The 20,459-nt window shown below is 51.1% G+C and carries 19 protein-coding genes; 8 read left to right on the top strand and 11 right to left on the bottom strand.

Annotation, left to right across the window (positions count from 1 at the left end; translation table 11 throughout):
* Window positions 1-109: 109 nt before the first annotated feature.
* Window positions 110-1,993 (top strand): ATP-binding cassette domain-containing protein, encoded by a 1,884-nt coding sequence (locus METMI_RS0104680; protein WP_019865088.1) that lies wholly within the window; start codon window positions 110-112, stop codon window positions 1,991-1,993.
* Window positions 1,994-2,183: 190 nt separating this feature from the next.
* On the opposite strand, the gene METMI_RS0104675 is transcribed toward METMI_RS0104680, so the two are convergent.
* Genes METMI_RS0104675 through rsxA form a run of 7 tightly spaced genes read right to left on the bottom strand, consistent with a single transcriptional unit; the run spans window position 2,184 to window position 7,741 of the window.
* Window positions 2,184-2,444 carry an RnfH family protein gene (locus METMI_RS0104675; RefSeq protein WP_029151482.1) on the bottom strand — a complete coding sequence of 87 codons (261 nt, stop codon included), beginning with the start codon at window positions 2,442-2,444 and terminating at the stop codon, window positions 2,184-2,186.
* Window positions 2,445-2,458: 14 nt separating this feature from the next.
* Window positions 2,459-3,196, bottom strand: a complete 738-nt coding sequence (locus tag METMI_RS23125; RefSeq protein ID WP_019865086.1) for an electron transport complex subunit E — start codon at window positions 3,194-3,196, stop codon at window positions 2,459-2,461.
* Window positions 3,197-3,206: 10 nt separating this feature from the next.
* Entirely contained in the window at window positions 3,207-4,004 is a 798-nt protein-coding gene (rsxG, locus tag METMI_RS0104665; RefSeq protein WP_019865085.1) for an electron transport complex subunit RsxG, read from the bottom strand.
* A gap of 34 nt (window positions 4,005-4,038) precedes the next feature.
* A complete protein-coding gene (locus METMI_RS0104660; RefSeq protein ID WP_019865084.1) occupies window positions 4,039-5,112 on the bottom strand; it encodes an RnfABCDGE type electron transport complex subunit D in 1,074 nt (357 codons plus the stop codon).
* On the bottom strand, window positions 5,109-6,596 hold the full coding sequence (gene rsxC, locus METMI_RS0104655; RefSeq protein ID WP_019865083.1) for an electron transport complex subunit RsxC: 1,488 nt from the start codon (window positions 6,594-6,596) through the stop codon (window positions 5,109-5,111). The genes METMI_RS0104660 and rsxC overlap by 4 nt, the downstream gene beginning before the upstream one ends.
* On the bottom strand, window positions 6,590-7,144 hold the full coding sequence (rsxB, locus tag METMI_RS0104650) for an electron transport complex subunit RsxB (RefSeq protein ID WP_019865082.1): 555 nt from the start codon (window positions 7,142-7,144) through the stop codon (window positions 6,590-6,592). Before rsxB ends, rsxC begins: the two co-directional genes overlap by 7 nt.
* Window positions 7,145-7,159: 15 nt before the next feature.
* Window positions 7,160-7,741 (bottom strand): electron transport complex subunit RsxA, encoded by a 582-nt coding sequence (gene rsxA / locus METMI_RS0104645; RefSeq protein WP_019865081.1) that lies wholly within the window; start codon window positions 7,739-7,741, stop codon window positions 7,160-7,162.
* Between the two features lie 356 nt (window positions 7,742-8,097).
* Here rsxA and nifL point away from each other — a divergent pair, with 356 nt between their 5' ends.
* The 6 genes from nifL (at window position 8,098) to METMI_RS0104610 (ending at window position 15,379) form a co-directional block, all read left to right on the top strand.
* A complete protein-coding gene (nifL, locus tag METMI_RS0104635) occupies window positions 8,098-9,717 on the top strand; it encodes a nitrogen fixation negative regulator NifL (RefSeq protein WP_019865079.1) in 1,620 nt (539 codons plus the stop codon).
* A complete protein-coding gene (gene nifA / locus METMI_RS0104630; protein WP_019865078.1) occupies window positions 9,717-11,258 on the top strand; it encodes a nif-specific transcriptional activator NifA in 1,542 nt (513 codons plus the stop codon). Before nifL ends, nifA begins: the two co-directional genes overlap by 1 nt.
* Before the next feature lie 16 nt (window positions 11,259-11,274).
* On the top strand, window positions 11,275-11,538 hold the full coding sequence (locus METMI_RS0104625) for a hypothetical protein (RefSeq protein ID WP_019865077.1): 264 nt from the start codon (window positions 11,275-11,277) through the stop codon (window positions 11,536-11,538).
* Window positions 11,539-11,874: 336 nt separating this feature from the next.
* The gene (locus METMI_RS0104620; protein WP_019865075.1) at window positions 11,875-13,380 is read left to right on the top strand and encodes a phenylacetate--CoA ligase family protein; all 1,506 of its coding nucleotides are present in this window, start codon (window positions 11,875-11,877) and stop codon (window positions 13,378-13,380) included.
* Window positions 13,381-13,517: 137 nt separating this feature from the next.
* On the top strand, window positions 13,518-14,759 hold the full coding sequence (locus METMI_RS0104615; RefSeq protein WP_019865074.1) for a hypothetical protein: 1,242 nt from the start codon (window positions 13,518-13,520) through the stop codon (window positions 14,757-14,759).
* 155 nt (window positions 14,760-14,914) lie between these two features.
* Window positions 14,915-15,379 carry a hypothetical protein gene (locus METMI_RS0104610; RefSeq protein ID WP_019865073.1) on the top strand — a complete coding sequence of 155 codons (465 nt, stop codon included), beginning with the start codon at window positions 14,915-14,917 and terminating at the stop codon, window positions 15,377-15,379.
* Window positions 15,380-15,489: 110 nt separating this feature from the next.
* On the opposite strand, the gene METMI_RS0104605 is transcribed toward METMI_RS0104610, so the two are convergent.
* The 4 genes from METMI_RS0104605 to METMI_RS0104590 form a co-directional block, all read right to left on the bottom strand.
* Window positions 15,490-16,416, bottom strand: coding sequence for a histone deacetylase family protein (locus METMI_RS0104605; RefSeq protein WP_019865072.1), 927 nt, complete (start codon window positions 16,414-16,416; stop codon window positions 15,490-15,492).
* A gap of 270 nt (window positions 16,417-16,686) precedes the next feature.
* Window positions 16,687-18,279, bottom strand: a complete 1,593-nt coding sequence (locus tag METMI_RS0104600; RefSeq protein WP_019865070.1) for a nitroreductase family protein — start codon at window positions 18,277-18,279, stop codon at window positions 16,687-16,689.
* Between the two features lie 87 nt (window positions 18,280-18,366).
* Window positions 18,367-19,581, bottom strand: a complete 1,215-nt coding sequence (locus METMI_RS0104595) for a J domain-containing protein (protein WP_232215180.1) — start codon at window positions 19,579-19,581, stop codon at window positions 18,367-18,369.
* A 30-nt stretch (window positions 19,582-19,611) separates the two neighbouring features.
* Window positions 19,612-19,875 carry a nitrogen fixation protein NifZ gene (locus METMI_RS0104590; RefSeq protein ID WP_019865068.1) on the bottom strand — a complete coding sequence of 88 codons (264 nt, stop codon included), beginning with the start codon at window positions 19,873-19,875 and terminating at the stop codon, window positions 19,612-19,614.
* Window positions 19,876-20,075: 200 nt separating this feature from the next.
* On the opposite strand from METMI_RS0104590, the gene METMI_RS0104585 reads away from it, so the two are divergent.
* Complete coding sequence (locus tag METMI_RS0104585; RefSeq protein WP_019865067.1) at window positions 20,076-20,432, top strand: HesB/IscA family protein; 357 nt, start codon at window positions 20,076-20,078, stop codon at window positions 20,430-20,432.
* Window positions 20,433-20,459: the final 27 nt, after the last annotated feature.

Here is a 20,459-nt window from a genome sequence, read left to right as displayed (position 1 = left end):
GCATCAATAACTGGCCAGCGTTGTGTGGCTTTTAGTTTTTTCTAATAATCTCATTTGTTGGAAGATGATAATCTGGCTATGACACGCCTTCGTTTTAAGTTTTATTCAAATGCTAAATTTTAAAAATATTACCTTACGCCGTGGTGTAAAGGTTTTGTTTGCCAACTCTTCGTTTACAATTCATAAAAGCCAAAAAGTGGGGTTTACCGGAGCGAATGGTGCCGGGAAATCAAGTCTGTTTGCAATGGTCAGAAATGAAATACATCCAGATGAGGGTGTGTTTTCCATGCCACCTAATTTGGAAATTGCACATGTAGCCCAAGAAACACCAGCGATTGGACGTCCTGCTATTGAATATGTAATTGATGGCGATACTGAATTACGGCAATTACAAATAGAGTTGGTAGCAGCTGAAACTGCTAATGACGGACTAAAGCAAGCGGAATTACATGCAATACTGGAAGTAATAGGTGGCTATACCGCCCAGGCTCGGGCAGCACGGTTAATGGACGGTCTGGGCTTTACTCCCGATCAAGAACAAAATGCAGTCAGTTCATTTTCGGGTGGATGGCGGATGCGCCTGAATTTGGCGCAAGCTTTAATGTGCCGTTCAGATGTTTTGCTATTGGATGAGCCGACCAACCATTTAGATTTAGATGCTGTTATTTGGCTACAAGAATGGCTATGCAAATATCCAGGGACGCTGCTGCTGATTTCACATGATCGTGATTTTCTTGATACTATCACCGACCACATCGTCCACATTGAACAAAATAAAGCAGAAATTTATACGGGTAATTATTCAGCATTTGAAAAAATGCGATCGGAAAAACTGGCACAACAACAATCCGCGTATTTAAAACAGCAGCGTGAAATAGCTCATATCCAGAGTTTTGTAGACCGCTTTAAAGCACAAGCCACTAAAGCGCGGCAAGCGCAAAGCCGTATTAAAGCCTTGGAACGTATGGAACTTATTGCGTTGGCTCATGTTGATTCGCCTTTCGATTTCAGTTTCCCGGCCTTGGGTAGAATGCCGAATCCATTGCTTAAACTAGACAAAGTGGATGTTGGCTATGGCGACAAGACAGTAATAAAAAACGTGAACTTATCGATCGCCCCTGGAGATAGGATTGGTTTATTAGGGCCGAACGGAGCAGGTAAGTCCAGCCTAATAAAAATTTTAGCGGGCGACATGATTGCAAAGACAGGTGTGCGGTTAGACGCGGAGGCTTTAAAAATAGGCTATTTTGCGCAGCATCAGCTCGAACAATTACGCTTAGATGAGAGCCCTTTATGGCATTTGCAACAGCTTAACAAACAAGCCAGTGAAAAAGATTTACGCAATTTTTTAGGTGGTTTTGATTTTCAAGGGGACAAGGTATTAGAAGCGGTCAAGCCTTTTTCGGGTGGTGAAAAGGCACGTTTAGTGCTGGCGATGTTGGTATACCAGAGTCCTAACCTGTTATTGTTGGATGAGCCCACTAACCACCTGGACCTAGAAATGCGCCATGCCTTAAGCGTTGCTTTGCAGGATTTTCAAGGTGCAATGGTAGTGGTTTCCCATGACCGTCATTTATTACGCTCGGTCACTGACCAATTGTTGTTGGTGGCGGACGGTAAAGTGCAAAATTTCGATGGCGACCTTGATGATTACCGTAACTGGTTGAATGAAAATAAAAGGAATGAAGAGAAAACAACGCCTATTGAGAGCGCTACTGTATCACGTAAAGACCAGCGTAAATTAGATGCAGACCGTCGGCAACGTCACAAACCATTATTTGATGCTTCGAAAAAAGCAGAGTTAGCCGTTGAAAAATATCATCAAGAACAACAGCAATTGGTACAAAAACTGTCTGATCCGTCAATTTATGAGGAATCGGAAAAAATCCGTTTGAAAGAGCTATTAGATCGTAAGGTTAAGGTGGATAAGGCTTTGGAGATGGCTGAAATGGCATGGTTGGAGGCAGAGGAAATGCTGGAACTTGCGAAATAACCTGAATCTGGCATAAAACTTATTAGCAACGCATATGTTGGGTAGACCAGTGGGTTGTGTGTTTGATCAGTGTGTAAATTATAAAAAATGCCATATGGCTTGCCTAGGATGGGTTTAGCCGGAGTATAACTAGCGGCGGCGCTTAAACTATCGAGTTTGAGATGGCTTAAGTCCACTCTATTGCCATTTTTTAGCGCCTACGCCGTTGTACGGTTTGGGGGTCGGCGGTAATTTGACGATATATTTCCACCCTGTCGCCATCTTTCACCAGCGTGTCAAGCGAGGCTATTTTACCGAATATACCGACTTTTTGGTTGCTAAGGTTGATTTCAGGGTAAAGTTTTAATACGCCTGACAACTTAATGGCTTCCTCGATAGTGCTGTTATCGGGAACTTCCAAACGCATCCACAATTGCCTATCGACTTCTGCATAACACACTCCGACATTCATAAAGCCCCCTAAAGCTAGTCTGCGATGCTAATAGTTGAAATAGGTGCAGGCGTTTCTTTATCAATAATGGCTTCAGGCATTGCTTTGCCTCCTGCATGCGTATGGTTATATGCGAGTTTTTGGTCGATCAAACGCTTGCCGACAATCAAAAACGCCAGCATGATGAAACCACCAGGTGGTAGGGCCATCAATAAAAAGCCTTGGTAGTTGGGAATGACCGTGACTTCTAAAAACCGGAACGACTCGCCTAACAGCAATGAAGCGTTGGCAAATAACGTGCCTGTCGAGCTGATTTCCCGTGCGGCCCCAAGCGCCACTAAAACCAGTAAAAACCCAATGCCCATCATTATGCCATCCCATAACGCTTCCTTAACGGGCTGTTTGGAAGCAAACGCTTCGGCGCGGCCTAGCAGGGCGCAGTTGGTGACGATCAAGGCGATGAAAAGCCCCAGCACCTTGTACAGTTCATGCGCCCAAGCATTCATCAAAATATCAACTAAGGTGACTAAGGCGGCAATCAGCAGCACGAATATTGGAATACGGATTTGGCTGGGTATTAAATTCCGTGTGATGGAAATTAGGGCGTTGGAAGCGGTGATGACAACCAGCGTGGCCAAGCCCATGCCCAGACCGTTGGTGGCGGTTCCAGTGACGGCAAGCAAGGGGCATAAGGCCAAGTTTTGCCCGAACACGATATTGTTGTTCCAAATGCCATCTGTGGCAATTTTGCGGTAGTTTTCAGGTAAAAACACGGTTATGCCCTCAGGGGTTGATAAGTTCGGCTTGATGTTCTTTGAACAATTGTAAACCGCGATGAATGGCTTGCACTGATTTGCGTGGAGTGATGGTGGCTCCCGCAAATTGGTCGAATTCCCCACCGTCCTTTTTCACTGCCCATTGCGCAGGAGTCAAATTATCCAAGGATCGGCCGACAAAATTTAATATCCAATTGGATTTGGTGACTTCGATTTTATCGCCTAGGCCAGGGGTCTCCTTGTGGCTTAGCACCCGCACGCCTAAAATATTTCCATCACGGTCTATGCCCATGATCATATTTATCGCTCCGGAATACCCATCTGGGGCGGTGAATTTGAAGCACACGGCAGTGACTATGCCGGATTTTTTGGCGAGGTAAACTACCGTTTCCTCTGCGCCGATATTGTAGTTGGCGGACGGGATGGTCCGGAAATCTTGCAGCATGTCGTTATCATGCAGTCCGGCAGGGATGACTTCCGCAAGTGAATTTTGCAAATCTTCAGCCAAGCGTTGCTGGATGGTGCTTTCGGTGCTGCAATTGGTCACGCCAAGCAAGACGCTAGCCAGCAATGCAAACCCCGCTAAGATGCCAGTTTGGAATTCAAGTTTAGGCCTGAGGTTGGCGAGGTTGCCGGGTTCTAGCCACCGTTGCAAGCAACCCCAATAGTGGGCGCCCAGGGCTTTTAGGTGGTCTATGGGGATGTGGTGTTTCATCGCTTGCTTCCTGATAGATGGTTGCCGTTCCAATGCGGCGATAAAGCCAATATCCGCGTAAGTCGCATACGGCAAGGCACGCAATCCCATTTTATGGCGGGGCAGACGGGATTGGATTGGGGCTTTATGGTTTCGGTATTTCTAGCGGCTTACCTTTACGGTCGCGTCCGTAAATCCTAGGCCGGATGTAATGGTCTATCAACGGTGTCGCCGAGTTCATCAGTAAGATAGCAAAACCCGCCCCTTCAGGGTATGCGCCCCAAGTGCGTATGACAAAAATTAATAAACCACAGCCGGCACCAAACACCAGTTGTCCGGTTGCGGTGTTCGGGGAGGTGACGTAATCGGTGGCGATGAAAAAAGCCACGCACATCATTGCGCCGGAATTTAAATGCAAAAACGGGCTGGCATAATGGTCGCTGTCAAGCAGATGGAACACGCTGGCCAGCCCTGCCACCGTCGCCAGCAGGGCCACGGGAATCTGCCATGGGATGATTCTCTCGCGGATCAGCCAGGCTCCGCCAAGCCCGAGTAAAATAGTGGATGTTTCCCCCAAACTGCCGCGTGTCCAGCCGATAAAATTCAGCACCGCCGAATAATCATTGAGGATGTCCGGCAACACCCGGTTTTGTGAAAATTCGGTTTTAATATAGCCCAGCGTGGTCGCACCTGTATACGCATCGAGATTTCCCAAGCCGGAAAAAGTGATGCGCCAACTTTCGGCAAATCCAGGTGAGCCGGAAAAAAACAGTGGTGAGACGTTCGCCCAAGTGGTCATTTCAATCGGGAAGGATATCAACAAGGCAACCCGCGCCAACATCGCAGGGTTGAACAGGTTCTGCCCCAGCCCGCCATAGACTTGTTTGCCCAAGATGATTGCCAAACCCGCGCCGACCACGCCTATCCACCAGGGCGCCCAGGGCGGCAGGGTCATTGCCAATAGCCAGCCAGTCAATAGTGCGGAGCCGTCCATAATCACAGGTTTGGCGGCACGCCCTTTCAGGCGGATGCACAAGGCTTCAAACAACATCGCCGATGACACGGTGATAATGAACAAAAAAATGGCGGGCCAACCAAAGCACCAAAGCCCAAAAGCCGTTGCGGGCATTAAGGCCAAGATGACTTGCCACATGATCTGGCCGACACTTTTGTTGGCGCCGACATGGGCGCCGCTGCTGGGTTTATGGTGGGTTATCATGCGGCAGCCTCCTGCTCGGCTTTCAGGCGTTCGCGTTCCCGTTTGGCGGCGATACGCGCCTCTTCTTCCTCCCGTTGCTGCTGGGCGATGCGCTCCAGGCGGGCTTGCCGCGCTTCCATCAGGCGTTTGGTCTGTTCGGATTTATGTTGGGCTTGCTGTCTGGCGGCGACTTCACCGGAAGCGTATTTAAAATATTGCACCAGCGGGATATTGGACGGGCAGATGTACGAACAGCAGCCGCAACTGATGCAGTCTTTCAGGCCTATATCCACGGCAGCATCGAGTTGGTTGACCTTAATGTTGTTGGCCATATCCAAAGGCCGCAAACCCGCCGGACATACGCTCACGCAGCTGGCGCAGCGTATGCAGGGCTGTTCATCGGTGCTCTTAAGTTCGTGTTGCGTCAAGGCCAAAATGCCGCTGGTGGCCTTGACGGTCGGTAAACCCGTGTGTGGCAAGGAATCACCCATCATCGGCCCGCCCATGACGATGCGCGCGGTTTGCGCCAGGTCAACTTCGCAAAACGCGAACAATTCGGAAATCAGCGTGCCTAACGGCACTTCGACATTCATCGGCCGCCCGACCGCGCCGCCGGAGACGGTGACCACCCGGCTGACTAAGGGTTGGCCGTAGCGTATCGCTTGGTGTGTGGCGTAAGCCGTGCCGACATTGTGGATAGTGACGCCGATTTCCGACGAGCGGCAGCCTACCGGCACTTCGCGGCCCGTCACATAGCGGATCAATTGCCTATCCCAACCCATCGGATAACGGGTGGGGATTTGCACTACCTTAATTTCTGGAAAAGCCTGTGCTGCGGCTTGCATGGCATAAAATGCGTGGGGCTTGTTGTCTTCAATCGCCACCACGGCATGATGGGTTTCCATGCCATGCAGCATCAGGCGCACGCCATCGATAATTTGGGCGCTACGTTCTTGCATTTGCCGGTCATCGCAACTCAAATACGGCTCACATTCCGCACCGTTGATGATCAGCGTGTCGATACGGTTCTCGCGGCCCATATTCAGCTTGACGGCGGTCGGGAAGGTCGCGCCGCCCAAACCCACGATGCCGGCCGCACCGACGCGCAAGCTGATATCTTCCGGGCTTAATTGGAACGGGTCGCCAATGTCGGGTGTTTTGACCCACTCGTCTTTGCCGTCAGTTGCCAATACGATCATCCTGATTGGCAAGGCGGACGGATGCGGGGCAGGGTAGTCATTGACATCCAAAATGACGCCGGAGCTAGGCGCGTGGACGGGCGCGGAAATCAGGCCTTGGCTGTAGGCCAACAATTGGCCTTTCAACACGGCATCACCGACCCGGATCAAAGGTTCGGCGGGTTTGCCGACATGTTGCTGCAAAGGGATATAGAGTTTTTCCGGCAACGGGAAATCATAGGCTATCGTTTGGGACGCCGTGATGGCTTTATGCTCTTCGGCATGGACGCCGCCCCTGATGCGCGGTTTGCTGAACAGGCTTAACATAGGGCGTTACCCGTCATTGGGGCGCTGGGTTTGGCCCATCGCCAGTTCCGTAAAGTGACTTCTATCGGGTGCATTTGCAAGCATTCGGTCGGGCAAACCTCGACGCATTTTTTGCATCCTATACAAGCATCGGCAACGACCGCATGGATTTGTTTGGGCGCGCCGACGATGGCATCGGTAGGGCAAACCTTAAAGCAACGGGTGCAACCCGTACAAGTGGCTTCGCTGACTCTGGCAACCAACAATTCCGGTTCCTTGACTTCGCTTAAATCCAAATCCAAACCCAAAAGCGCGGCGATTTGTTCCGCTAGCGTGCTGCCACCGGGCGGGCAAATGGTGGCGGGGGCGTTGCCTTCCGCCAACGCTTCGGCGGCAGGACGGCAACCAGGAAACCCGCATTGCCCGCATTGCGAACCGGGCAGCATGGCTTCCAATTCATCCACTATCGGGCTGCTTTCCACTTTCAAATACTTGCCGGCAATCCCCAGCAATAAACCTAAAAAGAGGCCTAATAACGTTAAACTGACAATAGCGTAGAAAACGTACATGTTTTTTTCCTGTGCTTATTTTGTATATAGCCCTGCAAACCCCATAAACGCCAGCGACAAAATCCCGGCGGTGATGAAAGCAATCGGTGTGCCTGCAAATAGCGCCGGGACGGCCATTAATGCCAGCCGTTCGCGCAATCCGGCAAACAGCACCATCACCAGGGTAAAACCGACCGCAGAACCGAAGCCGAAAATCAGGCTTTGCATAAAACCGTATTTTTCCTGCACATTCAGTAAGGCCACGCCCAACACCGCACAATTGGTGGTGATCAGTGGCAGGAAAATGCCCAGGATCTGATACAGTACCGGGGAGGTTTTATGCACGACCATTTCGGTAAATTGCACCACGGCGGCTATCACCAAAATAAAGGCAAGTATGCGCAAAAATTCGATATGCAGCGGGGCGAGAATATAATGTTCCAACAGCCAGCTGGTCATCGCCGCCAACGTCAATACAAACGTGGTCGCCAGGCCCATGCTTAAGGCCGAATCGAGTTTTTTCGATACGCCCATAAACGGGCACAGGCCGAGGAATTTCACTAGGACGACGTTATTGACCAGAGCCGTGCCTAATAAAAGAAGCAGATATTCACTCACAATTGTTTCCTGACGAAGGGTAGGGCTTTTCTGGATCCCAGCAGTAATTATGCCAATTTGCTTAGGGGATAGTGAGGCGGGCGGGATGGGCTTGGTGGTTGGCAACCCCCGCTTTGGGGGCTGTGGCACTTCTTACAGTCGGTGGCGGAGGGGAAAAGATTTTGTCGTAAACCTTACAAAATGAAATTGGCGGACATCTTTAGCTACAAAAAGGCCGGGGGGCACGGGGGATTGGTGGATTGGGATATGCCGGATTTTATAGTTGCCCCGCTTGGCGTATCTTTCGGCTAAGGTAAAAATTACTGGCGTCAAAATTGCTAATATAATAGAAATAACCCTTCACACCAGGCCGTGATATGAAAAAGACCTCATTACAATTTTTACAGGCGCATACCAACATGACCAGCGTCATTGGCGAACTTGTCCCAGGTTTGTTTGGCTCGGCGGCCAATTTTAACGGTGACACCACACCTTACAGCTTGTTTGTGGAAACGGTGGAGCAAGTCCCCATTGCCATTTCCATCACCGATAAAAAAGCCAAAATCCTTTACGTCAACGAAGAGTTCTCCAAGGTCACCGGGTATAAGCCCGAAGACATTTTAGGTGAAAACGAATCGGTCTTATCGGACAAACGCACGCCTAGGGCGGTGTATTACGATTTATGGCATACCATCCGCAGCAAAAAAGTGTGGCGCGGGACTTTGTGCAACAGGCATAAATCGGGCCATCGTTATATTGCCGATTTGACCATCGCACCGATGCTGAATGAACAGGGGGTGATTAGCCATTATATCGGGATGCACCGGGATATTACCCTAGCCCATGAAGCGGACAAACGGGTCATCAACCAAAAACTGTTGATTGAATCGGTCATCAATTCCTCGCCAATTGCAATGGTGGTGATAGACGATGAAGATAAAGTGATTTTGGACAACCATAACTACAAGGCCTTGGTCAGCGATCTCGACAAAGGCGAGCCGGCCGCGTATTTCCTGCATTTATTGCGCGAAGAAATGGGCGGGTTATGGATGGAACTGCAAACGAATGAGCAGGGGTTCAATAACCGGGAATTCAGGATAGAAAGCAAGGCAGGCCGTAGGGCGCGGTGGTTTTCTTGCGCAGGCAATTGGTTTAAGGAAAATGAAGTCCATGCCGATGCCTTTTTCGACAACGTCTCAAAACAGTATTTGATCCTGACCATCACCGACATCTCCCGTCAACGGCGGCAAATGGAAGAGCTGCATATCCAGACCTTAAAGACCGTCATGTCGGAAGATGAGCGGGTGCGCAGCATCCGTGAAACTTTACTGGGCGCAATCCATCAAATCCACATGCCAATGAACCAGATCCGGGCGGCGGAGCAAATTTTAAAGCACAAGTGCGAAGCCCAAAACGCCGGGTTATTGCAAATCTTGCAACAAATCCAGCATTCCGGTGAAGAGGCGATTGCCACCATGCAAAACTGTATCCCTGAAATCTTGCAAACCGCCGTCATTCCGGTCAACATCAACCAAATCTTGCACGAAGTGCTGCTGCTTAACGACCAACGGATTTGGGGCAATGGCATAGACGTGCATTGGCAACCGCTGGCGGAATTGCCCAGTATTCTGGGGTCGGAAAACCGTCTACGGGTATTGTTCCACCAATTGCTGGATAACGCCATTGATGCGGTCTGTGCCTCGGACACGGGCGAACAGCGCATAAAAATCACCACCGATGCGGATGCGGATTTGCTCTATGTCAGCATTGAGGATACGGGGCCGGGCATTCCAATGGAAAAACGTAGTAAAGTCTTCGAGCCTTTCTACACCACCCGTGTGTTAGGCGGGCACAAAGCGGGCATGGGGCTGGTGATGGCGAAGGAAATTGTCAACCAGCATCATGGCTTTATTGATATAGACCCCAGTTATGACCAAGGCTGCCGTTTCAAAATCAGCTTTCCTTTACACAGACAGGAGCTTGGGAGGTTAGGCTAATGGAACGCAACCAATTGATCGAGGCGGAGCTGGACACGTTGTATCTGATCAGCCAGATCCTCAATAGCACCCATGATTTGCATGCCAAATTGCAAGCCGTGCTGGAAGTGCTGCATAAACGCTCAGGGATGCGCTCGGGCATGATCACCCTCAAGGAGATTGAAAGCGATAGCCTGATTGTCAGCGCGGTGCACGCCAATGCCGACAGCCAACTCAACCAACCCATACGCTACCATCCGGGGGAAGGCGTGATGGGGGCGATACTTGATGCGGGCAGCACCATCGTTGTCGAAAAAGTTGCCGAAGAGCCCAGGTTTCTAGGCCGTATGGGTTTGTATGACCCGGAATTGCCATTCATCGGATCGCCCATTTACATCGAACAAGGCGACACTATCGGCGTCTTGGCGGCACAACCCGATAACCGTTTGTTTTTGGGCGAACGCGCACGGTTCCTGGAGATGATCGCCAACCTGATCGCGCAAAGCGTGAAAATGCTGCGCGTGATCGAGCGCAAACAACGCAACCTGCAAAGCGAACGCGACCAGCTCAAGCAGGCCCTGATCAAGAATTACCGCTTTGAAAACATCATCGGGCATTCGCCGCCGATGTTGAAAGTGTTTGACCTGATCCGGCAAGTCGCCAAATGGAACACCACCGTGCTGATACGCGGCGAATCCGGCACGGGCAAGGAAGTGGTCGCCAACGCCATCCACTTCAATTCCGGTTGCGCCAGCGGGCCGTTTTTGAAACTCAATTGCGCGGCTTTGCCGGACACCTTGTTGGAATCGGAGTTGTTCGGGCATGAGAAAGGTGCGTTCAGCGGCGCGATCAGCCAGCGAAAAGGCCGTTTTGAGCTTGCCAATAACGGCACCTTGTTCTTGGATGAAATCGGTGAAATTTCCGCCTCGTTCCAAGCCAAGCTGCTCCGGGTTTTGCAAGAAGGCGAATTCGAACGGGTGGGGGGGGCGCAAACCATTAAAGTCAATGTCCGCATTATCGCCGCCACCAACCGCAATCTTGAAGAAGAAGTGACCGAAGGCAAATTTAGGGAAGATTTGTATTACCGCCTCAACGTCATGCCTATCCAAATGCCCGCCTTACGCGACCGTAGCGAGGATATACCGGAATTGTCGGAATTTTTGTTACGCCGGATTTCTGACCAACAGGGCGGACGGCCTTTGGAAATCAAGGAAAGCGCGATCCGTATCCTGATGAAACACGACTGGCCCGGCAACGTCCGCGAACTCGCCAATTGCTTGGAACGGGCGGCGATAATGAGCCCCAACGGCACCATCGACCGTGATGTCATGGTCAATACCGGGTTGGAAAATGTCGTGGCGCAAGCGGGGCTCACGTTGAAGCCACAAAAATTGCCGGCGGTGGATTTTAATGATGAAAATTTGGATGACCGCGAACGGGTCATCGCCGCCTTGGAGCAAAGCGGTTGGGTACAAGCTAAGGCCGCGCGTTTGCTGAATATGACCCCCAGGCAGATTGCCTACCGGATTTCGACTTTGGATATTACGATGAAGCAAATTTAGGGCAATTGGAGCAATTATGACCGTTTTATATGTGCAACACGATTATGCTGTTTTCGGCTTTGGCGAAACCCGCCAAGCCGCTATCGCCATGGCGGCGCAATGGCTAAAAGACGCCAACGGCAAGCAAGGCTGTTCAGTTGAATATGCAGAAAGTTTATTGGTCACTACTGCACCTAAGACAGGGCAAATGACGCTTTACGAAACCCCTGAAGTTTTTCCTGCCGAGGCCGAGAATTGGGGCGGGGAAGAACTTTTGGATTGGTATCATGACATTTGTTAGCTTGGGTTTTGTTAGGCAGGCCTAGGCCTCACTGTCCTTAAGTTAAGGGATAAATATTAATATTCATATAGTTATGATTGGTTATTGTGAGGTGTTCCAATCGTAGGTCGGGTTAGCGTCAGCGTAACCCGACCAGCAATTCTCATTATGACACTCAGCAAAGGCTGGGGTGGCGCAAGTAACCCCAGCAGAGTGGCTGGTGGTGCTGGGATTGCGCTATCGCTTCATCCCATCCTACGTCTGCCTAACGTCCTATTAGGTTTCAAAAACATATTTTGTTGCCGCATCCTAAAATACAATAGCTTTTTGTCTACTGTACTTTAGAGGTAACCGGCCATGTCCAATCCGCCCCCGCCACCATCTGACGACCGCTTCAACCATTTCATCACAACGCCGCTAGATACCTTGCTTGCCGGACAACAGCCAGGTCAAGCGGAAAGGAAATGCCTGGATTTGTTCCGGCGATGCGCGGTGGAGGTTCCCGCATACCGACAGTTTCTGGCGGCGCATCACATCAATCCTGCCGGGATTGGTTCCTACCCGGCTTTCCAGGCCTTGCCGTTGATGGACAAAAGCAATTACATGCAGGCTTATCCGCTACCGGAGCGCTGCTTTGGCGGCAGCCTTAAAGGTGCCGACCGTATCGCCGTGTCGTCCGGCTCGACGGGGCGGCCAACGTTCTGGCCACGTTCCGCCACCTATGAGCTGGACGTGGCGGTGCGGTTTGAGCAGGTGTTCCATGACAGCTTCCGCGCCCACGAACGCAGCACCTTGGCCATCGTTTGCTTCGCTTTGGGCAACTGGGTGGGCGGTTTGTTCACGACCTCTTGTTGCTGGCATTTGGCCCGTAAAGGTTATCCCTTATTGGTCGCGACACCTGGGAATAACAAAGCGGAAATTTTCAGGGTGGTGCGCGAGCTGTCCCCGCATTTCGAGCAGACCGTGCTGTTGGGTTATCCGCCTTTTGTCAAAGATGTGCTTGATGCCGGTTCGGCCGAGGGCATCGACTGGCGGGCTTACCATCCAAAACTGGTGTTTGCCGGGGAAGTGTTCAGCGAGGAATGGCGCAGTTTGGTCGGCCAACGCATCGGTTCGGAGTCGCCGTGTTCCGATTCGGCATCGCTCTATGGGACGGCTGACGGCGGTGTGCTGGGCAATGAAACGCCGCTCAGCATCGCCATACGCCGCTGGTTGTCCACGCGTCCCGAAGCCGCCCGTGAGCTGTTTGGCGAATCGCGGTTGCCAACGCTGGTGCAATATGACCCAAGCAGCCGTTTCTTTGAAGTGCATGAAGGTACGCTAGTGGTTTCAGGAGAAAACAGCGTGCCTTTGCTGCGTTACCATATTGCCGATAAGGGCGGTTTGTTGGGATACGATGGGCTCTGGGCGTTTTTGCGGGCGTATGGTGTGCATTCCTTAGGCGAGTTGGGTTTAAACGGCGATTTCCAGCCGCGTAACTTACCGTTTGTCTATGTGTTCGGGCGGGCTGATTTCACGGTGTCTTATTATGGGGCGAATATTTACCCTGAAAATGTCACGGTTGGCCTTGAACAACCCGATATTTTGGCCTGGGTGACCGGAAAATTTGTCCTGGAAACGGCAGAATCGGATGCTGGCGATAAATACCTGCATATAGCCGTGGAACTATTGCCGGAGATTATCCCCGACGAGGCCATGAAACCTGCCATCGCCGCATCTATCCGCAAGCAGTTATTGCGTTTAAACAGTGAATTTGCCAATTACACGCCAGTAGAGCGGCAAATGCCACAAATCACCTTGCATCCCTTTGCAGACCCCGGCTATTTCCCCGTTGGCGTGAAGCACCGCTACACGCGTGGCTGAGCTTTGCCAAACGGACGCAGGGCTGGATAAGGCCGGTTAGGCATCTAAGCCGATTTGGATTTTTTTACAGCAAATGGAAATGACATCCTTTAAACTTTGGCGGTTTAAACCCTTTGTCCCATTTACTGTAACTAAACATGAAACTATTAAATAAAGGCTTGGCGGCCTTGACGGTGGCCGCTGCCTTAAGTGGCTGTGCCAGCATCGGTAAGGGTGTGGCGGAAGCTTTTCTGGAAAAACAACAGGCTGCCGACACGCGGCTGTGTGAAATATGGGGCAAACCCATAAACGGGCTGGCACCGTATTTGGACAACCAACACGGCAAGATGAAAGTCTTGATGATCCATGGGGTTGGCAACCATCTTCCGGGGTACAGCACCGAATTTGTTGAAAAACTGGCTAGGGAGCTGGATTTGCCGGTCATGGCAAGCCGGTACAAGAACATCGGTTTGACAGACCGTTTTAACCAAGGCAAAAACCTCGGGAATTTACGGATCAGCCGCTTATTGAGCAAGGATCAGCATAGGGAATTGTTGTTTTACGAATTGGCCTGGTCGGCGATCACCGCCAAGCAAAAAGACGTGCTGGCTTATGACAATTCCGGCGAATATTCTTTCCGCCGGGCTGAAGTCAATGATTTGATGAAGAAATTCTCCAATGACACAGGCCCTGACCCGATCATTTATTTGGGGGAAAGCCGGGAAGATATTCTGGTGTCATTCGCGCAGGCCTTTTGTTGGATGACCAAAAGCAATTGGGATAAATTGCCTGATGATGCCACCCAGGCCTGTTCGTTTAATGACGACTCGGACATATCCAATCTGGTTAACGACCATTATGCTTTTGTCTCACACAGCCTGGGCAGCCGTATCACAATAGACGGGATGCAACGGATAGCCTCGTTCATCAATAACCGCGACGCGGATTTTAGGGATGCGGTCAAACTCAAAGAAATCCCCATTTATATGCTTTCCAACCAATTGCCCATGCTGCAATTGGGGCTTAAGTTGCCTGAAGTCAGCAACCAACAGGCCGCATATTGCCGGCCTGAAGGGGCAAAATACGCCGGGCGTATTTTGACTAAAATGTCCCTGGTTGCTTTCAGTGATCCCAATGACTTGCTCAGCTACGCGATCCCGCACGGTTTTGTTGACAAGTACTTGGATTCGCGGCTTTGTATTGACGTCACCAATATCAACATCAATGTCGCCAAGATATTTGACGCCTTTGGCTTGGGCAAACTTGCCAATCCCTTGGATGCCCATGTCGGTTATGACAAGGATGACCGTGTGGTTGCCTTGATCGCCAAGGGCTTGGGCAATAACAACACCTCGAAGATTGTTAAGGAAAGGTGCCGCTGGGTTGAGACGATTGACTGATCTGGGGCGCGTCGTTGTGTGGAATGATGCCCTGAATTTCTGTCACATTCATAAGAGTTGTGATACAGTCCGCATCGCCTTGTAACTAATTAAATATGTTTAATATCTAGGCAGTTGCAGGCCAAAATAATAATAACTACAACGAGGTTTACAACATGAAATTGTTAAAAAGCGCTGCCCTGGCCACTACATTGGCACTTTCTTTAGGATCTTTTTCTGCCACTGCCGATATCTGCTTGGGTATGGCCTGTATGTATAACAGGATGACCCCGACGGAAGGGATTGAGGCTACTGTTGGCCAAGTCAATGAAGCGTTGAAAGCGATCAATGACAATGCGGGTGAGGAGGCGATTATAAAGAATATCAAAGATGCGTTAGCGGTCAGTAAGGAAATCAACGCCAATGATAAAGTGGACCGTAACCGCAACCGCGCCAATGATTATTTGAAAAAAGCCCGGACGGCTGTCAAAGACGGTGATTTGGCTAAAGCGACAGAACACTTAAAAGAAGCTGAGAAACGTTTTTTAGATCTTAAAAGTATGATCGCCTTGACGCTGGACGATAGGGTCTCGCAACAGACTCCCATGATAAACCGTATTTTGGACACGCCTGATAGATAACCGCCAGCAACGGGCGTTGATCTGTTCGTAGAACAAACAATGCCTTAAGTGCAATTCCTCTAGGGGCGGGTGAGCTTGAAACTCAGCTTGCCTTGCCCCTAGCCATTTCTTTATTGTCCCATCAAGCCCCTGACGTGCACCGCCACGCTCGCCGCCAAGGCCTTCAGGTTGTACCCCCCTTCCAATACCGAAACTATCCGCCCTTGGCAATGGCGTCCGGCAATTTCCTTTAAGGCTTGCGTCACCCAGCGGTAATCCTCTTCGACCAGCCTGATGCTTGACAAAGGGTCGTCCCGATGGGCGTCAAACCCTGCCGAAACCAGTAGCAACTGGGGTTTGAAGTGATCCAGTGCGGGCAAGATGAGGCTTTGGTATTTTTCCCTGAATTCAATGCCGGTATCGCCAGCCCGTAGAGGCACATTGACAATATTGCCTGCGCCCGTTTCTGACGGGTAACCCGTGCCCGGATAATGCGGCATTTCGTGGGAGGAGGCGTAAAACACTTGCGGTTGATGGTAAAAGGCCGCTTGGGTGCCATTGCCGTGATGGACATCGAAATCAACAATGGCGACCCGTTGCAAATGATAGTGCTGCCGCGCATGTTCGGCGGCGATGGCGATATTGTTGAACAGGCAAAACCCCATCGCTTGCATCGGTTCGGCATGATGCCCTGGTGGGCGGACGGCACAAAAGGCATTGTCGGCGGTGTCGGCCATAATACGGTCAACCGCATCGCAAACCGCGCCCACGGCACGGAATGCGGCCGTTAACGAACCGGGCGACAATACGGTGTCCGGGTTTAAAGGGTATCTCCTCTGGTTGGGTAGGGCATCGCGTAGGTGTTGGATATGCGCAGCCGGATGGATCAGCGTGGCTTGTTGTTCGGTGCCCAAGGGTGCCAGCACCCGGATAAGCTTGGCGAACTCGGCTTGCTCCAGTGCCTGCCCGATTGCCTTGAGCCTCGCCGGGCGCTCAGGATGGCCGGCGCCAGTGGCATGTAATAGGAAATCCGGGTGGCTATAATAAAGTGTCCTCATAATGGCCCCATTTGTCAGAGGTTGGCGGCTGCCTTACCGGAAGCCCTGTGATGGCTGATACCTAGGAATTAGGCTAAAGGTAATGCGCACTTCCTGGCCGCCACCATCCCGTCGCAAGTATTTAATATGGGCCTGATGTGCCCCGACGATATTGTCGCCAATCGCCAATCGCCAATCGCCAATCGCCAATCGCCAAACCCAGCCGCCATGCTGGTGTCTTGGATGCGGGCGACCGCGGTGCCCGTAAATCGAGCGAAATGCCCGCCAGCATCATAGGGGGTTCGGCAAATGCCCATACGCCGGTAAAGTCTGCATCCGCTTGTCTTCCAGTGGCGTGCCGATGGTGAAGTGGTATAGGCTTTGGAACGTGTCGTCCTTGATGCCTAAAATCTCATGGACACTGTCATCAAAATAACAGCCAATGCCCGTGCCACGGACGCCTGCGGCTTCCGCTTCCAAATACAACACTTGGCCTATCAGGCCGCATTCCCAGAAGAGCTGCCGGTACCGCCAGGGTGCCGTTTCAACGGTTGGCCTAAACTCTGACACCATCGCCAAACTGAAGGCGCTGTCACTGGCGATGGGTTGGTGGCAGGACAGGGTTTTTGCGGTTAGCCTCAAATCGCCGGAATGCAAATGGTAAAGCGGCAAAGGCCCGGGCTGCTTTTTCCAGTCGAACATACTTAAGGTCGCCGCTTTTAACGGTTCTAACGCGCCGCCGTCCCTGATCAAGGCATACAGCCCAGGCGCTACGCCTTCCACACGATGCACAAAGATAAACAAATGTGTTTTGGCCGGCCACTCCCATAGCTTAAACGCAGCCGTGTCCGGTGACACGGCACCGAGTATCCGGTAAAAATCAGCGGCAGGCAACGGCGGCATTTTGCCGTCGAAATGTTGCGCACTGCGGCGTTGGCGGATGAGGGCGGTCGCCCGTTGCTGGCAGGCCGAAGCGGGGGGCGCTTGCAGGGTTGCTTCCAGATGCAGCTCTTCCGTGCGCGGTTTGCCGGTTGCGACGGCAATTTCTTCAATCACAGGCCAGTTGTATAAATGGTAAGCCCGCAGGCTCTCGGCCACGCCGAACCACTTTGCTGTCGGCAGCAAGGCCGATAAGGTTTGGTATGACATGGGCGGATTGTTGGTTTTGGTCAGTATCCGGCACAGCACATCCGGTGATTCGCGCTCATTTTTTTTAAAATCATCGTGCCTTTCCAGGCCTAATAGATGGGCAAGTTCAGCATCGGAAACTTCGGCCCATAATTCCACTGACCAGCCCAAGCAGGCGGCGGCATAGCGCAACGCCCCCAACGCATGGCCAATGTCATGCTGGCAATAACGGAAAGCCCGCTCGCCGTATTTCCATGCTTCCCGCCAATGGATGGAAGACAAGCCGATCAGCAGGCCTGGGCTATGGAAAGTGTCAGGAAAAAGGCAGCGCTGTTCAAGGCTATGGTCGTGGCTGATATAGTGATGGACGCCGGGTTTGATGAAAGGGTTGCCCGTGCTGATCAGATAAGCTTCGGTCGGGTGCAGGTTGCCGCTGGAGGGGTTGCAACGCAAAGCCCAGCGGTTGGGGCCAAATTCTTTCCAAGCAGACAAACCAAATGCCAATTCCAGCAACAAGCCGACATTTTTTAAATCCAGCGGTTGTTCGGGGATGGATTGCGGGGTGTCGAGATCGGTGAACAACACGTCCAGTTCGCGTCCGGGCTTGGGCAGCGGCATGGCCTCGCAACCGGCAAAGTGCCGGAACGGGTCAGGCTGGTCATCCCAATCTAGGGTGTCAGGGCCTTTGGCATAGCGTTGCAGGGTATGCTTAGTGCGCTGGTGGTAGCTGAAGACAGTTTGGGCGTGTGGGTTCATCGGGTTGGTACCTTTGTTATGTGGGTTCTCGCGCCATGGATGCTTTGGCTGTCCGTAGTGTAAGCAAGCAACGGGATGGCATCGTCTTTATCTAAAACCAAATGGTAAGCCGCCGAAAAATAGATCGTCAAAATCATCATGGCGGCTTTTCTTGGGGATTTTGTAAGTTTTTAACCAGGCTTTGAAAGTCGCCGCATTGTCAAAAAAGGCGAGGTCTTTTTTGATGCCGGCAATTTGCTCTTCGACTTCCCGGGTATCCTGCGCCAAATTCCACACTAATTGCCCAGGCGATAGCCGCGCATAAAAAGGCATTTGTAATTGGAATTTGAACGTTTCTTCGATTTGCAAAATTTCCTGATCCAATTCCGCCAGCTGTTCCTTGAGGATTTTATTGAAATGCTTCAGGCGGCTGTCCGCCATTTGGCTGAGATGCGCGAGGTCAATCTGTTCTATTTCCAATTGCAATGCCAGAAGTTGCAATAAATCTTTCTTGCCGTAAGCGGTATTGACACGCTGCATCAATTCGGTTTTACGTTCACGCTCGGCTGCATCCGGTTCGCGGTCGGGATGCAGCACGGCGACCAGTTTACGGTAAACCTCTTGCACGGATTTGCTGGCCAAGGCGTCTTCCTCTTGTTGGCGGGCTTCTGCCGCCAATTGCTTTTTGGTTTTTTTAGGTGGCTGGGCGGGTTGGCCTTGGTTTTGGGTTTCTGATTGTTCGCCCAGCTTTTCTTCCAAGTAAGCTTTGAATTTCTCCGGCGAGCTGACATCGACATCATCCCCCAAATCCACATTAAACATTTCTTTGGCAAGGCCTTTCATGAGCTCGCCAACCGCCGCATCCGTTTCTTGCTTGAGGGTGTCGAAATCCTCGTCGCCGTATTTGTTGAAGATGGATTTCACTTCATCGGTGTCCATGTCGACCAATAAATCCTCGCACACGTCGATGATCAAATGCTTGATTTTGGCTTTATCGGTTTTTTTGAACAACGGTTGGTCGTGAAACTTATCCAATAACCGTATCCACTCCAATTGGTGCTGGTTCAGGGTTTCGACTAAGGGGTCGTATTCTTGCCCGACTTTTTGATGGTAAGCGGGTATGGTTTCTTTCCATTCCAGCAGTAATTTTTTTTGCCGGTCAATTTTTTTTCCTAGGCTGTTAAATTGTTTTTGTGCGGCGGTTAAGGTTTTTGCCTGGGGTTTAGGTTTAATGTGGACAACTTTATTGGGGGCTTTGGTCATGGCGATCATCTCATGGATAAGGGAAACAGGGATACCAGCTAGCAAGTAACCAGAATCCATGAGCGTCATTTTACCAAATTATCCGGTGCGCTAGTTCACTAACCTCGGCTCCACTATCAGGTCTTCCGCCCAGCAGCCTATCGGGTTACCCAGATTCAGTTCCCTGTCTTCAAAGCGGACTAGGAACACGCTGCGTTCTGGCTGTTCTTCGATGTGGCCTATCATAGTGATGACGCCGCGCGTCCCCGCCTCCGCCAACACTTCGCCTTCAATTCCGCCAGGTATCGAGCCATCATCGGTGATGACGGTTGCGGCGTAAACGATGTCGCCTATATCCAAATCTTCTACTCTCATGTTATCTCCCCGTTAGTGGCTAATGATTTTGTAAGGTTTCCTACAAAACCCGATGAATTGTTTGTTTGTAATCTTTGCTACACCTGTAAAAAAACAGGTTATCTTCGTATAAACAGTGGCTTGTATGAATAAAACTAGTCTGGCACACAGGTTGCATTAGCTTATTACAAGAACGATGCCAAACCTTTCAGGAGACTCTTGTGATTACCTTAACAGAAAAAGCTATTAACGCTGTCGGTCGCTTTATCGCCAGTTCGGAAACGCCGTCAGCGGGGCTTCGTATTGAAGTCACAGACGGGGGGTGTTCCGGTTACCAATACGGGCTGAAACTGGAGGCTGAAAACACGCCGGATGATACGGTCATTGACTGCGGTACGGTCAAGGTGTTTGTCGATCCGGTCAGTTTTCCGATGCTGGACGGTATGTCCATTGATTTTCTCGACAGTATCGACGGTTCGGGGTTTAAGTTCAGCAACCCGAATGCGGCCAAAAGTTGTGCTTGCGGTTCGTCATTTAATCCTAACCCTAGCGGTACAGGGACTAAGACCTGTTCTTAATGTAGGCCGGGCCGACTAATGCGCCTG

The organism is Methylovulum miyakonense HT12 (genome assembly GCF_000384075.1).
Classification (GTDB): domain Bacteria; phylum Pseudomonadota; class Gammaproteobacteria; order Methylococcales; family Methylomonadaceae; genus Methylovulum; species Methylovulum miyakonense.
Note: the sequence above shows the minus strand (reverse complement) of the source record. Positions and strands in the feature narration are given on the sequence as shown.

Excerpts from the sequence above, each read along its gene's own strand:
- METMI_RS0104605 (WP_019865072.1), bottom strand. The coding sequence starts at position 16,416 with ATGAGGACACTTTATTATAGCCACCCGGATTTCCTATTACATGCCACT.
- METMI_RS0104680 (WP_019865088.1), top strand. The coding sequence starts at position 110 with ATGCTAAATTTTAAAAATATTACCTTACGCCGTGGTGTAAAGGTTTTG.
- METMI_RS0104625 (WP_019865077.1), top strand. The coding sequence starts at position 11,275 with ATGACCGTTTTATATGTGCAACACGATTATGCTGTTTTCGGCTTTGGC.
- rsxC (WP_019865083.1), bottom strand. The coding sequence starts at position 6,596 with ATGTTAAGCCTGTTCAGCAAACCGCGCATCAGGGGCGGCGTCCATGCC.
- METMI_RS0104660 (WP_019865084.1), bottom strand. The coding sequence starts at position 5,112 with ATGATAACCCACCATAAACCCAGCAGCGGCGCCCATGTCGGCGCCAAC.
- nifL (WP_019865079.1), top strand. The coding sequence starts at position 8,098 with ATGAAAAAGACCTCATTACAATTTTTACAGGCGCATACCAACATGACC.
- METMI_RS0104590 (WP_019865068.1), bottom strand. The coding sequence starts at position 19,875 with ATGAGAGTAGAAGATTTGGATATAGGCGACATCGTTTACGCCGCAACC.
- nifA (WP_019865078.1), top strand. The coding sequence starts at position 9,717 with ATGGAACGCAACCAATTGATCGAGGCGGAGCTGGACACGTTGTATCTG.
- METMI_RS0104610 (WP_019865073.1), top strand. The coding sequence starts at position 14,915 with ATGAAATTGTTAAAAAGCGCTGCCCTGGCCACTACATTGGCACTTTCT.
- METMI_RS0104620 (WP_019865075.1), top strand. The coding sequence starts at position 11,875 with ATGTCCAATCCGCCCCCGCCACCATCTGACGACCGCTTCAACCATTTC.
- rsxG (WP_019865085.1), bottom strand. The coding sequence starts at position 4,004 with ATGGGATTGCGTGCCTTGCCGTATGCGACTTACGCGGATATTGGCTTT.
- METMI_RS0104615 (WP_019865074.1), top strand. The coding sequence starts at position 13,518 with ATGAAACTATTAAATAAAGGCTTGGCGGCCTTGACGGTGGCCGCTGCC.
- METMI_RS0104600 (WP_019865070.1), bottom strand. The coding sequence starts at position 18,279 with ATGAACCCACACGCCCAAACTGTCTTCAGCTACCACCAGCGCACTAAG.
- rsxB (WP_019865082.1), bottom strand. The coding sequence starts at position 7,144 with ATGTACGTTTTCTACGCTATTGTCAGTTTAACGTTATTAGGCCTCTTT.
- METMI_RS0104595 (WP_232215180.1), bottom strand. The coding sequence starts at position 19,581 with ATGGATTCTGGTTACTTGCTAGCTGGTATCCCTGTTTCCCTTATCCAT.
- METMI_RS0104675 (WP_029151482.1), bottom strand. The coding sequence starts at position 2,444 with ATGAATGTCGGAGTGTGTTATGCAGAAGTCGATAGGCAATTGTGGATG.